The sequence below is a fragment of the Nonomuraea sp. NPDC003201 genome (genome assembly GCF_053590415.1).
On the sequence record NZ_JBSFTC010000319.1, the window covers coordinates 1 to 11,826 of the forward strand.

Sequence of the window (11,826 nt, forward strand, 5' to 3'; positions counted from 1 at the left end):
GCGAAGACCGCCAGGCCCGCCAGCACCGACGCCGGCGGGAGCGTGGCGGCCAGCAGCACGCACAGGCCCAGCCCCAGCCCGGCGACCGGCCGGGGCGGCGCGCCTTCCGCGCGGCCGAGCGTGAGCGCGCTCGCGTTGGCGATGCCGTAGTAGACCAGCACGCCGAACGACGAGAACCCGATCGCCCCGCGCAGGTCGGCGACCAGCAGCAGCACGATCACCGCGGCCCCGACGGCCAGCTCGGCCCGGCGCGGCACCTGCCGCGCCGGATCCACCACGGCCAGCGCGCCGGGCAGGTCGCGCTCGCGCGCCATGGCCAGGACCGTGCGCGAGACGCCCAGCAGCAGCGCCATCAGCGCGCCCAGCGCCGCCACCGCGGCCCCGGCGCCCACCACCGGCACCAGCCACGGGGCCCCGGCCGCCCTGACGACGCCGGCCAGCGGCGCCGGGGACCTGGCCAGCAGCTCCGGCCCGAGCGCGCGCAGCGCGGCCACCGCGACCAGCGCGTAGACGACGAACGTGATGCCCAGCGCGATGCCGACCGCCCGGGGGATGGTGCGGGCCGGGTCGCGCACCTCCTCGCCGAGGGTGGCGATCCGGGCATAACCGGCGAACGCGAAGAACAGCAGCCCGGCCGCCTGCAACACACCCCAGACGTCGACCTGTGACCCGGGCAGGGGCGCGTAGGCGAACCAGCCGAACGTGACCGTGTCGTCGCCGAGCAGCCCCGTGACCACCACCGCGGCGAGCACGGCCAGCACGAACACGACGATCACCCGGGCCACCCCGGCCGAGCGCTGCACGCCGTACAGGCTGACCGCCGTCAGCGCGGCGACCGCGCCGACGGCCAGCGGCCTGGCCAGCGCGGGGGCGACGTAGGCGCCGAACGTGAGCGCCATCGCCGCGCACGAGGCCGTCTTGCCGACCGTGAAGCCCCAGCCCGCCAGGTAGCCCCAGAGCGGGCCGAGCCGCCGCCTGCCGTAGACGTAGGTGCCGCCGGACTCGGGGTAGAGCGCGGCCAGGCGGGCCGAGGAGGTGGCGTTGCAGTACGCCACGATGCCGGCCAGCACGAGAGCCACCGGCAGCCAGGCGCCCGCCGCGGCCGCGGCGGGCGCGAAGGCCGCGAACACGCCCGCGCCGATCATCGCGCTCAGCCCCACCACGACCGCGTCGGTGGTGCCGAGCCGCCGCGACAGCTCCTCCGGCACGTGCCCGCCTCCCCTCCCGCCTCAGGAGGCTCCTACTCTGCCGCATCGCACCGACAACCCGGCCGACGGCGGGGTGAACGCCTGCCGTCAGGTGTCCACGTCGTCAGCGGCGTCCTCAGTGCCGGTGGCGGGGCCGGGGGCGGGGCCGGGGGCGGGGTCGGGGGCGGGGTCGGGGGCGGGCACGACCAGCACCGGCCGGCCCGCGTTGTGCAGCACCCGGTCGGACGTGCTGCCGAGCAGCAGCGAACGCACCCCGCCGAACCCCCGCGTCCCCGTCACGACGAGCCTGGCGTCGATCTCCTCGGCCACGTCCACGATCGTCGACCACACCGCCACCGAGTCCGGATCGCACCGCGAGGTGGCGTCCAGGCCGGCCTTGCGGGCGAGGTCCGCGCCGTGCTCGGCGAGCTCCCGCATCGCCCCCTCGATCGCCGCGTCCTCCGTGCCCAGCTGGTCGATCGCCATCATGAGCCCGGCGGATGCCCTGGCCGAGGCCATCACCGCCCGCTCCCACACTGTCAGCACGACGGCGGACTCACCCTTCAGGAGCTCACCCGCGAAGGCGATCGCGGCCTTGGCATCGTCGGAACCGTCATACGCAATCAAAATCGTCATCTCGGCACTCCCACATCGTGATCGGGCCCGTACCTCTATCCCGGGCAAGCCGTTTCACGCCTACGTCAGGGGTAGCCGCCTCATATGACCGTTACGCGATTCCACGACCTGCCCCTCGCCCCGCGCGATCGCGAGTGGGACGCCGCCGCGGCGGACAAGCGGGTGCGCAAGTGGGCGGGCGCCGAGGACAAGCCGAACGCGAAATACCGCGAGGCCTTCATCTGGTACGACGCCGACAACGCCGACGAGTTCGGAGCGTACAAGCTGCCGATCGCCGACGTCGTGGACGGGGAGCTGAAGGCGGTGCCCCGGGCCGTGTTCGCCGCGGCCGCGGTCATCGAGGGCGCCAGGGGCGGGGTGGACCTGCCGAAAAAGGACATCGAAGGCGTCAAGGAGCACCTGGCGCGCTACTACGCCAAGCTGGGCGAGGAGCCGCCCTGGGAGCGCTGAGCCAGCGGCTTGAGCAGCGACAGCCCGGCCAGCGCCAGCACGCCGATCTCGGTGACCACCACGGCCCGCTGGGTCAGCCCGGCCGGGATCTCGTCGTTGGTCAGCGGGATGCCGAACATCCGCACCACGTACGGGACCACGACCAGCAGCAGGGCTCCGAGCGCCACCCCGCTGAGGATCCGCACCGCCTTGGCGTACCGGATCCTGGCCTTGGCCAGCAGCATCCCCGCCGCGGGCATCACCAGGAACGCGGCGAAGGCGGCGTACCGGTGGATGCCACCCGACAACGACAGCGGCACGCCCGGCCGGTCGGTGGGGAAAGCACCGATCAGGAACATGCTCGCCCCCCACGCCAGCAGCAGCGCGACGACCCAGCGGCTCATCCCGGCCCGGCGCATCGCCTCGGCGATCAACGCGGAGCCCACCGCGAACAACGTCAGCGAGGCGGGCAGCAACCAGCCGGACGCCTGGAAGGCGTACTCGCTGATGACGCTGTGCAACGGGTCGAGGTCGGATTCCGCGTGGAGGGTGAGCATGGCGCCGCTTCCGGTGCCGATGGCCGCGAATCCGCTGACAAGCAATGCCTTCATGCCTCAAAGCTCGCGGAACACGGCCTCGTGGAATATCGGAGATCGACCCTGAAGTGACCTGAACGATCCCTTAATACCTCGGTCGGAAACAACCCTGAGAACACCCCGCCACCTGCGCGGACGTGACCCTGAGTAGGGACTCCCCCCTCAGGGTGGGTCCCGGGCGCCTGACCCGGTTTGACCTGGAACGCACTCCAGGGGTGAACCTGGAAACATGAAGAAGCGCACTCTCGGGGACGGCGGGCCTCAGGTCTCGGCGCTGGGCCTCGGCTGCATGGGCATGTCCGACTTCTACGGTCCGGGCGACGAGAAGGAGTCGATCGCCGTCATCCACCGCGCACTCGACCTGGGCATGAATTTTCTGGACACGGCCGACACGTACGGGCTCGGGGCCAACGAGGAGCTCGTCGGCCGGGCCGTCAAGGACCGGCGGGACGAGGTGGTGGTGGCCACCAAGTTCGGCGTCAAGCGCGGCGGCGCCACCCGCTCCGTCGAGAACAGCCCGGAGTACATCAGGGCCGCCTGCGACGCCTCGCTCCGGCGCCTCGGCGTGGACCACATCGACCTGTACTACATGCACCGCCGCAACAGGAACGTCCCCGTCGAGGAGTCGGTCGGCGCGATGGCCGAGCTGGTCGAGCAGGGCAAGGTAGGCCATCTCGGGCTGTCGGAGGTGAGCGCGGACACCCTGCGCAGGGCCTCGGCCGTCCACCCGATCGCGGCCCTGCAGAGCGAGTACTCGCTGTTCACCCGGGGGCTGGAGGCGGAGATCCTGCCCACGGCCAGGGAACTGGGCGTGGCGCTGGTGGCGTACTCGCCGATCAGCCGCGGCTTCCTGTCCGGCGCGCTGCCGCCCGTGGAGGAGCTGTCCGAGGACGACGTCCGCCGGTGGATGCCGCGCCTCGCGGGCGAGAACGCCGAGCGCAACGCCGGGCTGGTCGCGGAGGTACGGAAGATCGCCGACGCCGCCGGGATCACCGCCGCGCAGCTCGCGCTGGCCTGGGTGCTGGCCCAGGGGGACGACGTCGTGCCGATCCCGGGGACGAAACGGCTGAAGTACCTGGAGGAGAACGCGGCGGCGGCCGACATCACGCTGACCGCCGGCCAGCTCGCCGCCCTGGCCCGCGCCGTCCCGGCGGACGCCGTCGTCGGCACCCGTTATCCGGATATGTCGGAGATCGAGGGGTAGCCGCGGCAGGCCGGGCTCAGGCGACGGGGCCGGGCGCGTCGAAGTAGACGCGGATGGCGGTCGCCCCCGGGCGGGTGTGCACGCGTACGAGGTCGCTCAGGAGGTTGACGATCAGCAGCCCGCGCGACCCCGCGTGGCGCGGGTCGACCGGGCGGCGGCCCACCAGCGGGTCGGTGATGTGCCCGGCGTCGCTGACCTCGCACACCAGCCGCCCGCCCTCGGCCCAGGCCCGGATCGTGCCCGAGCCGCCACCGTGGTCGAGGCTGTTGGCGCCCAGCTCGGCCACCGTCAGCTGGATGTCGTCGAGCCGGTCGCCGGAGAATCCCATCTCCGCCGCCCGCCGCGCGGCCAGGCCGCGGGCCGCCGACAGGCTGGTGCGGTCGAAGCGCAGCGAGACGAAGTCGGCGGGCTCGTCGAGCGGCCGGTTGTGCGCGGAGACCACCAGCTCGGGCGCGTATTCGGTGCTGGCCCACTCCCCCGAGAGGTCGCACAGCACGGGGTGGGTGCGCTCCGCCTCCTGGAGGACCTCGGGAGCGAGCCGGTCGGCGTCGTACGGGCACAGGATCGTGACCCGCCGCCCCGCGAACGACAGGTTGATCAGCGCCTCGTGCTGCGCGGCGGCCCCGTATTCCGTCCTGGTGCGCCCCGGCCAGATCGGCTCGCCGATGATCCGCACGTGCCCGCCGGTATGCCGGTCGGCGAAGTCGCGCAGCACGGCGGGGATGATCCGCCCCGGATTGCGCCCGGCCTCCTGCATGTCGAGCAGGTGCACGGACTTGGCGTCGTCGCCGAGCTCGGCCTCGATCAGGGCCAGATTGCGGGCCGGCACCGCGATCGCGACAGGCTCGTCCAGGGCCAGCCCCGCGCGGACGAATGCGCTGGTGGCAGCCACATATTCCCGGTCGCCCCGATAGAGGAGCGCCGGGTGTGTGAACGGTTCCGCCAACATCAGAATTCACGCTACCCAAGGAAGATGACTTCACCGCAATCCGGTGGGTACGTAATTGGCGTGAAGCGAATCCGGGTCGTTCGCCGCCCCCGCCTCGTCCGGGGGCCGCTCCCCCTTGATCTCCGTACTCCTTCCGGCCGACAACTCCCGTTCTGAGCGCCGCCACCCTCTATGCTCAAGATATGTCGCAATTGCAGATGCGAGTGTCCGACGAGGACCGAGAGCGCACCGCGCAGCAGCTCCAGCACGCCTTCGCCGAAGGCCGGCTCACCGAGCTGGAGCTCGAAGACCGCCTTGAGATCGCCCTCACCGCGAGGACCTACGGCGAGCTGCTGGGCCTGATCGAGGATCTCCCCACCGACCGGCCGCAGGTCGACGATGTGATCGAGCTGGAGTCCAAGAACGGCCACATCAAGCGCGCCGGCGACTGGGCCGTCCCCCGGCGGCTGCGGGCGGCATCCAAGTACGGCGGCGTCGAGCTGGACCTCTCCGAGGCCGTCATCACCCACCCGGTGGTGGACATCGAGCTCGACCTCGCGTACGGCTCCGCCAAGATCATCCTTCCGGACGGCGGCGTCGCGAACGTGGACGCCTTCCGCAGCGACTGGGGCCAGGTCCACACCTCCGACGTGCCCGGCAGGCCCCGCCCCGGCGCCGTCCACGTGGTGATCAGCGGCAGCACGAAGTACGGCAGCCTGACCGTCCGCTACCCGCGCAAACGCTGGCTCTCCCGCTGATACCCGGCGGGGGCCGTTTCGGGCCCGCCTTTACGCCGGCTTGATGCCCGTGGTGTTAGCGGGGTGCAAGCGACAGTCAAGGGGTGATCCATAATGTTCCCTTCGTTCGAAGAAACCACCGAAGGGCTAGAAATGACTCCCCCTCGCCGTCGACTGGCCGTCGCGGCCGCGACGCTGACCCTTGCTGTCCTCACGAGCACCGGCTGTGGTGCGCTGGGCCAGGCGGTTGACTGCAACACCGCCGCCCAGGAGGCCACCAAGATCATGAATGAGTGGACGACCACGATCACCAAGGACGCCACCGACACGAAGGCCATCGGCACGGCCTCGAAGGACGCGGCGGGCAAGACCAAGGAGCTCGCGGGCAAGTACGACGGCGAAGTCGCCGCCGCACTGAACGACCTCGCCGCCGGTTTCGAGACCCTGGAGAAGGGCGACCTGGCCGAAGTGTCCTCGTTCACGGGCAAGATGCAGGGCTTCTCGACCAAGATCACCTCTGCCTGCAGCTGACGCTGAGCCCGCGGTCGCCGTTCCGCCTGTGGGGGGCAGGACGGCGCGGCGGCCGCGCCACGTTCGGGTGGATTCGTTCTACCCTTGCTGCCCGTGACGGGTGACACTCTGGCGGCGCGACAGGGGGCGTCCGCCGCCGCCTTCCTCTGGAAGATCCGGCTGTCCGGCCACCGTGTACGCGTGGGCGCCATCGCGCTCGTCGCCGCGGCGGCCTACGCCGTGCTCGGCCTGGTCAAGCTGGCCACGTTCCGGGCCACGTCGTTCGACCTGGTGATCGTGGACCAGGCGGTGCGCAACTACGCGGCGCTGCGGCCGCCGCACATCCCCGTGCTGGGCATGTTCCACGGGCGGGGCATGGACTACGTGCAGCTCGCCGACCACTTCTCGCCCGTCTACGCGATGCTCGCGCCCTTCTACTGGATCCACGACGGGCCCGAGACGCTGATCGTCGCGCAGGCGCTGCTGTTCGCCGCCGCGATCCCGTTCATGTGGCTGTTCACCCGGCGCGTGCTCGGCGTCGCGCCCGCCTACCTGGTCTCCGTGGCGTACGCGCTGTCGTGGCCCGTCGCGCAGGCCGTCGCGTTCGACGCGCACGAGGTCATGTTCGTCCCCGTGCTCACCGCGATCATGATCGAGCGCTACCACGCCGGCCACCGGCTGCCCGCCCTCATCGCGATGCTCGACCTCCTGTTGGTCAAGGAGGACATGGGGCTGATGGTGATCGGGGCGGGGCTGTGCCTGCTCGTCCTGGGCGACCGGCTGCGGGGGCTGCTGTGCATGGCGCTCGGGATGGGGGCCGTCCTGCTCGTACGCGGGCTGGCCATCACGGCCTTCGGCGGCGACTCCAAGGACTTCTGGGCCTACAACCATCTCGGCCCCGACGTGCCGAGCGCGATCCTGGCGCTGCTGCGCGACCCGATCGCGGCCGTGCTGCTGCCGTTCAGCGAGGAGGCCAAGGTCGACACGCTGTTCCTGCTGGTGTGGCCGACGCTGCTGCTGTGCCTGCTCTCGCCGCTGTCGCTGGTGGCGCTGCCGCACGTGCTGGAGCGCATGCTGTCCGACCGCTCCCAGTGGTGGCAGGCCGACTTCCAGTACAGCGCGTTCACCGTGGTCATCCTCTTCTGCGCGGGCGTGGACGGGCTGGCCAGGCTGCTGCGCTGGATGAAGCGCTCCGACGACACCTCGCTCAAGCTCGCCTGGGCGACGGCGGTCTGCGTGGTCGCGATCACCCTGGTGCCCAGATTCGCGCTGGACCAGCTCTACCATCCGCCCTTCTACCAGGAGCCCAAGGCGGCCGCCGCCGCCGAGGCCGTGAGCAAGGTGCCCTCCGGGGTCACCGTCGAGGCGGTCAACTCCGTCGGCCCCGCCCTGACCTCCAGGACCACCGTCCTGCTCTGGACGGCCCAGTCCCACGGCGCGCCGTGGGTGGTGGCCGACACCTCCCGCTGGGAGTTCCCCTTCGGCTCGGCGGACGAGCAGCGCGCCACTGTCGACGCGCTGCAGGGCCAGGGGTACGCGAAGGTGTTCGAGCGCGACGGTTACGTGGTGCTCCGGCGCGGCTGAAGCGCCTCCGCGTAGGCCCGGTCGAACCCGTCGAGGACCGACGGCCACGAGCCCGCCGCCGGAGGGGTCGCCCGGTTGTGCGCGGCGATCGACTCGCGCAGCGCCGCGTCCGTGCAGAGCCGGGCCACCGCGCGGGCCAGGTCGCCGAGCGTGTGGCCGAGCAGCCCCTCCGTGCCGTCCGCGACGAAGTCGGCGACCCCGCTCTGCGCCCTGGCCACCACCGGCAGCCCCGCGGCCCGCGCCTCCAGCGCCGCGATGCCGAACGACTCGCGCGGCGCGGGCGCCACGAACACGTCCGCCGCCTCCAGCACCTTCGCGATCTGCTCCCGCGTGTAGCGGCCCGGCAGGGAGACCCAGCCGGCCATGCCGTGCCGGGCGAGAAAACGTTCCATCTGGCCGCGAGCCGGCCCGTCGCCGACGATGGTGGCGCGCATGGGGATCCTGGCGGGCACCCGCCGTCTGGCCGCCTGGAGCAGCCTCAGCAGGCGTACGGGCTGCTTGCGCGGCGCCAGCCGGCCCACAGCGACGATGTGCACCTCTTCCCGCCGGTCGGGCGTGCCGGGCGGCGGCGCCCAGCCCGACAGGTCGAGGCCGTTGGAGACCACCCGGACCGGCACCTCGGGCCCGGCCACGGCGCGGATCGGGACCGCGGCGGCGTTGCTGACCGTGGTCGCCACCAGCCGCCACCGCTGCCAGCCGAACGCCAGCCGCAGCAGCCGGTAGAGCGCCCGCGTGACCGGGTCCCACATGCTGTGCACGGTCACCACGCACGGCAGCCCGGCCCGCGCGGCGGCCCGCACGCCCATCCAGGCGAACGGCGAGACCGCCCCCGTGTGCACGTGCACCACGTCGGGGCGCAGGGACGTGAGCCGGCGCGTGAGATGCCCCACTCCGAACGGGTGAACGGGCAGGTCGAACGGCATTCTGGCGACGATCCGGTGGACCCCGGGCAGTGGCTCGCCCCTCGTCGCCGTGGCCACGGAGACGTCGTGTCCCGCCTCCCGCTGCATCCGCACGAGATCGGCCACCTGGACCTCGATCCCCCCGAGTCGCGGCAGGTAACAGTCGCTCACGTGAAAGATCCGCACCCCTCCCAGACTAATCTGGGCGTGTGCCTCCACGTACCGCAGTGTTCTTTCACGCTCACCCTGACGACGAGGCCCTGCTGACGGCGGGCACCATGGCGATGCTCGCGGCCGAGGGACACCGCGTGGTGCTCGTGGTGGCCACCGCGGGCGAGCGCGGCCTGGCCGAGATGGAGCCCGGCGAGGCGCTCGGCGAGACCAGGCTCAAGGAGCTCTACGAGTCGGCCGCGCTGCTCGGCTGCGCCCGCGTGGAGTGTCTCGGCTACGGCGACTCGGGGCTGAGCCCCAAGGGCGGCATCGCCGAGGAGCGGCCCGACAACGCCTTCATCGACGCCGACACCGAGGCTGCGGCCAAGGCGCTGGCCGCGATCCTGCAGGAGGAGGAGGCCGACCTGCTGGCGATCTACGATCCGGCGGGCGGCTACGGGCACCCCGATCACGTGCAGGTGCACCGGGTGGGCAAACGGGCGGCCAAGATCGCCGGGACGGAGATCGTCCTGGAGGCGACCGTCAACCGCGATCCGCTGGTCAGGCTGCTGCGGCTGGCGGGCCGGTTCTACAAGTTCCCGCCGGAGTTCGACGTACGGACGTTCGAGAGCGCGTACTCGTCGAGCGAGACGATCACCCACCGGGTCAACGTCAGGAAATACACCCGCCAGAAGCGGGCGTCCATGGCCGCGCACGCCTCCCAGGCCAGCGGCGGCGACAGCGACCGCACGCTCGCCGTCATGCTGAAGGTCCCGCGCGCGATCTACCGCCTCGTCTTCGGCACCGAGTGGTACGTCCGCCGCGACCTGCCACCGGGCACCCGGCTCACTCATCCCTTCGACCAGTGGCCGAAATGATTCCTCCGAAGGAGGATCCTCGTCCGGCGACCCGTCAGACTGGACCCCGATGAAGAACAAGTGGCTCCAGATCGCGCTGTCCGTGCTGTCGCTCGGGCTGGCCGTGCTGCTCGTGGTCTACCTTCCGCAGATCGTGCGCACGCTCACCGGCAAGCCCGTCTCCTGGCACGAGATCGGCAAGGTCTTCGGCACGCTCGGCGCCGGCGAGATCGCGCTGATGACCGTGCTGTGGCTGCTGAGCCTGCTGGCGTACACGTTCGTGCTGACCAACTCCCTGCCCGGCCTCAACAACCTCCAGGGCCTCACGCTCAATGCGGCCGGGAGCGCGGTCAGCAACCTGCTGCCGTTCGGCGGGGCGGTCGGCGTGGCGGTGTCGTTCGCGATGACCAGGGGCTGGGGCTTCTCCAGCCGGTCGATCGTGGTCATGACGCTGGTCAGCGGCATCTGGAACACGATGTTCAGGTTCATCCTGCCGGCGGTCGGGATCATCGCGCTGCTGGCGGCCGGCGAGGCGCCCAACCCCACCGTCGCCAAGGCCGGGTGGACGGGCGCGATCTCGATCCTCGTGCTCTGCGTGATCGTCGCGGTCGCTCTTTACTGGGACCGCGCCGCCGTCGCGCTCGGCCGCGCGCTCGACGGCGTCACCCGGCTGCTGCGGCTGAAGATCCACGCCTCGGACGCGTTCCACAAGCTGCGTGCCGACACCGCCGGCGTGGTCAGGTCGAGATGGCCCGGGCTGTCGCTGGCGATGGTGTTCTTCCTGGGGTTCCAGTGGTCGATCATGGCGCTGTGCCTCCAGGTGACGGGCGCCTGGCCGGGGTTCGCCCAGTCGATCGCCGTCTTCGCCCTCTCCCGCGTGCTCACCGCCGTCCTGATCACGCCCAGCGGGGCCGGGATCATGGAGGGCGGCGTGGTGCTCCTCCTCACCGAAGGGTTCGGTGTCGGAGTCGCTCCGGCCACCGCGACCGCACTGCTTTTCGGGTTCTGGACTTACACTATCGAGATCCCGTTCGGCGGCCTGGCTCTGGGCGCATGGGCGCTCCTGCGCAGGCGCAACGGCCGGAACGCCGGGGCGGAGCCCCCGTCCGCGATCTCGAAGGCCCAGTAGTGACAATCCCAAACCCATCAAAGACCTTGTGCGTGATTCCTAGGCCCGCATAGCGTGGCGGCTGACATGGTGGCGTTCCGAGTTCTGGGGCCAGTCGAGGCGTACGAACACGACGACGAACTCGACCTCGGCGGGTTGCGGCAGCGGGCCGTCCTCGCCCGGCTTCTCGTGGCCAGAGGTCAGGTCGTGCCCGTTGACACGCTTCTTTACGATCTGTGGGATGACGACGGGGCCAAGGGCGCGCAGTCGGGCCTGCAGGTCTACATCTCGCGCCTGCGCCGGGTGCTGGAGCCCGGCCGCCCGCGCGGGGGGCCCAACCGGCTGCTGGTGACGGTCGCGTCCGGCTACGCGTTGCGGGTGGCCTCCGACCAGGTCGACGCGCTCAAGTTCGAGCAGCTCGTCCGCGCGGCGGGCGAGCACCTCGAGGAGGGAGATCCGCAGTCCGCCCGAGGCCGTCTGGAGAAGGCGCTGGGCCTGTGGCGCGGCACTCCCTATTCCGACTTCGCCGACCAGTCGTGGGCGGAGGCCGAGGTCAACCGGCTGGCGGAGCTGCGCCTCGTGACCCGCGAGCGGCACGCCGACACCGGGTTGCGGCTCGGCCTGCACGCCGAGACCGTTCCCGACCTGGAGGCGCTCACCACCGAAAACCCGCTGCGCGAGGAGGGCTGGCGGCTGCTGGCGCTGGGCCTCTACCGCTGCGGGCGGCAGGGCGACGCGCTGGCCGCGCTGCGCCGGGCCAGGAACATCCTGGCCGACGAGCTGGGCATCGACCCGGGGCCCGCGCTGCGCAAGCTGGAGTCCGACATCCTGGCGCAGTCCCCGGAGCTGGACCTGGCCGTCACCGCGCGCCCCGCGCGGCCCGCCGCGCCGGTCACCGACACCTGGCCCCCCAGGCCGGCCGCGGCCGTCGAGCCGCCGCCGCTGGAGCCCGAGCCGTTCGTCGGCCGCGACGCCCAGCAGGCCAGGCAGACCACGGC

General features: G+C 71.8%; 13 protein-coding genes. 8 read left to right on the forward strand and 5 right to left on the reverse strand.

Annotation, left to right across the window (positions count from 1 at the left end):
• Both ACWDX9_RS51755 and ACWDX9_RS51760 read right to left on the reverse strand, forming a co-directional pair.
• On the reverse strand, positions 1–1,145 hold a 1,145-nt coding region (locus ACWDX9_RS51755; protein ID WP_449969155.1), incomplete at its 3' end, for an APC family permease.
• A gap of 150 nt (positions 1,146–1,295) precedes the next feature.
• A complete protein-coding gene (locus ACWDX9_RS51760) occupies positions 1,296–1,823 on the reverse strand; it encodes a universal stress protein (protein ID WP_449969128.1) in 528 nt (175 codons plus the stop codon).
• Between the two features lie 84 nt (positions 1,824–1,907).
• On the opposite strand from ACWDX9_RS51760, the gene ACWDX9_RS51765 reads away from it, so the two are divergent.
• Entirely contained in the window at positions 1,908–2,273 is a 366-nt protein-coding gene (locus ACWDX9_RS51765) for a hypothetical protein (protein ID WP_449969129.1), read from the forward strand.
• Here the strand turns inward: ACWDX9_RS51765 and ACWDX9_RS51770 are convergent.
• Complete coding sequence (locus ACWDX9_RS51770) at positions 2,234–2,863, reverse strand: DUF998 domain-containing protein (RefSeq protein WP_449969132.1); 630 nt, start codon at positions 2,861–2,863, stop codon at positions 2,234–2,236. The two genes, ACWDX9_RS51765 and ACWDX9_RS51770, sit on opposite strands and share 40 nt — an antisense overlap.
• A 214-nt stretch (positions 2,864–3,077) precedes the next feature.
• On the opposite strand from ACWDX9_RS51770, the gene ACWDX9_RS51775 reads away from it, so the two are divergent.
• Positions 3,078–4,052, forward strand: a complete 975-nt coding sequence (locus tag ACWDX9_RS51775) for an aldo/keto reductase (RefSeq protein WP_449969134.1) — start codon at positions 3,078–3,080, stop codon at positions 4,050–4,052.
• Positions 4,053–4,068: 16 nt separating this feature from the next.
• Here the strand turns inward: ACWDX9_RS51775 and ACWDX9_RS51780 are convergent, their stop codons facing one another.
• A complete protein-coding gene (locus ACWDX9_RS51780) occupies positions 4,069–5,001 on the reverse strand; it encodes an anti-sigma factor RsbA family regulatory protein (protein ID WP_449969137.1) in 933 nt (310 codons plus the stop codon).
• A 182-nt stretch (positions 5,002–5,183) separates the two neighbouring features.
• Here ACWDX9_RS51780 and ACWDX9_RS51785 point away from each other — a divergent pair, with 182 nt between their 5' ends.
• From ACWDX9_RS51785 to ACWDX9_RS51795, 3 genes are all read left to right on the forward strand, one after another.
• Positions 5,184–5,738 carry a DUF1707 SHOCT-like domain-containing protein gene (locus ACWDX9_RS51785; protein ID WP_449969140.1) on the forward strand — a complete coding sequence of 185 codons (555 nt, stop codon included), beginning with the start codon at positions 5,184–5,186 and terminating at the stop codon, positions 5,736–5,738.
• A 93-nt stretch (positions 5,739–5,831) separates the two neighbouring features.
• Positions 5,832–6,248, forward strand: coding sequence for a hypothetical protein (locus tag ACWDX9_RS51790; RefSeq protein ID WP_449969143.1), 417 nt, complete (start codon positions 5,832–5,834; stop codon positions 6,246–6,248).
• A gap of 93 nt (positions 6,249–6,341) precedes the next feature.
• On the forward strand, positions 6,342–7,811 hold the full coding sequence (locus ACWDX9_RS51795) for a DUF2079 domain-containing protein (protein ID WP_449969146.1): 1,470 nt from the start codon (positions 6,342–6,344) through the stop codon (positions 7,809–7,811).
• Here ACWDX9_RS51795 and ACWDX9_RS51800 read toward each other — a convergent pair.
• Positions 7,787–8,899, reverse strand: coding sequence for a glycosyltransferase (locus ACWDX9_RS51800; RefSeq protein ID WP_355199457.1), 1,113 nt, complete (start codon positions 8,897–8,899; stop codon positions 7,787–7,789). The two genes, ACWDX9_RS51795 and ACWDX9_RS51800, sit on opposite strands and share 25 nt — an antisense overlap.
• 41 nt (positions 8,900–8,940) lie before the next feature.
• On the opposite strand from ACWDX9_RS51800, the gene ACWDX9_RS51805 reads away from it, so the two are divergent.
• The 3 genes from ACWDX9_RS51805 to ACWDX9_RS51815 all read left to right on the forward strand — a co-directional run.
• Positions 8,941–9,741, forward strand: coding sequence for a PIG-L deacetylase family protein (locus tag ACWDX9_RS51805; protein ID WP_449969149.1), 801 nt, complete (start codon positions 8,941–8,943; stop codon positions 9,739–9,741).
• Positions 9,742–9,790: 49 nt separating this feature from the next.
• Positions 9,791–10,849 (forward strand): lysylphosphatidylglycerol synthase domain-containing protein, encoded by a 1,059-nt coding sequence (locus ACWDX9_RS51810; RefSeq protein ID WP_363981904.1) that lies wholly within the window; start codon positions 9,791–9,793, stop codon positions 10,847–10,849.
• 54 nt (positions 10,850–10,903) lie between these two features.
• On the forward strand, positions 10,904–11,826 hold a 923-nt coding region (locus ACWDX9_RS51815; protein WP_449969152.1), incomplete at its 3' end, for an AfsR/SARP family transcriptional regulator.

Excerpts from the sequence above, each read along its gene's own strand:
- ACWDX9_RS51760 (WP_449969128.1), bottom strand. The coding sequence starts at position 1,823 with ATGACGATTTTGATTGCGTATGACGGTTCCGACGATGCCAAGGCCGCG.
- ACWDX9_RS51765 (WP_449969129.1), top strand. The coding sequence starts at position 1,908 with ATGACCGTTACGCGATTCCACGACCTGCCCCTCGCCCCGCGCGATCGC.
- ACWDX9_RS51770 (WP_449969132.1), bottom strand. The coding sequence starts at position 2,863 with ATGAAGGCATTGCTTGTCAGCGGATTCGCGGCCATCGGCACCGGAAGC.
- ACWDX9_RS51775 (WP_449969134.1), top strand. The coding sequence starts at position 3,078 with ATGAAGAAGCGCACTCTCGGGGACGGCGGGCCTCAGGTCTCGGCGCTG.
- ACWDX9_RS51780 (WP_449969137.1), bottom strand. The coding sequence starts at position 5,001 with ATGTTGGCGGAACCGTTCACACACCCGGCGCTCCTCTATCGGGGCGAC.
- ACWDX9_RS51785 (WP_449969140.1), top strand. The coding sequence starts at position 5,184 with ATGTCGCAATTGCAGATGCGAGTGTCCGACGAGGACCGAGAGCGCACC.
- ACWDX9_RS51790 (WP_449969143.1), top strand. The coding sequence starts at position 5,832 with ATGTTCCCTTCGTTCGAAGAAACCACCGAAGGGCTAGAAATGACTCCC.
- ACWDX9_RS51810 (WP_363981904.1), top strand. The coding sequence starts at position 9,791 with ATGAAGAACAAGTGGCTCCAGATCGCGCTGTCCGTGCTGTCGCTCGGG.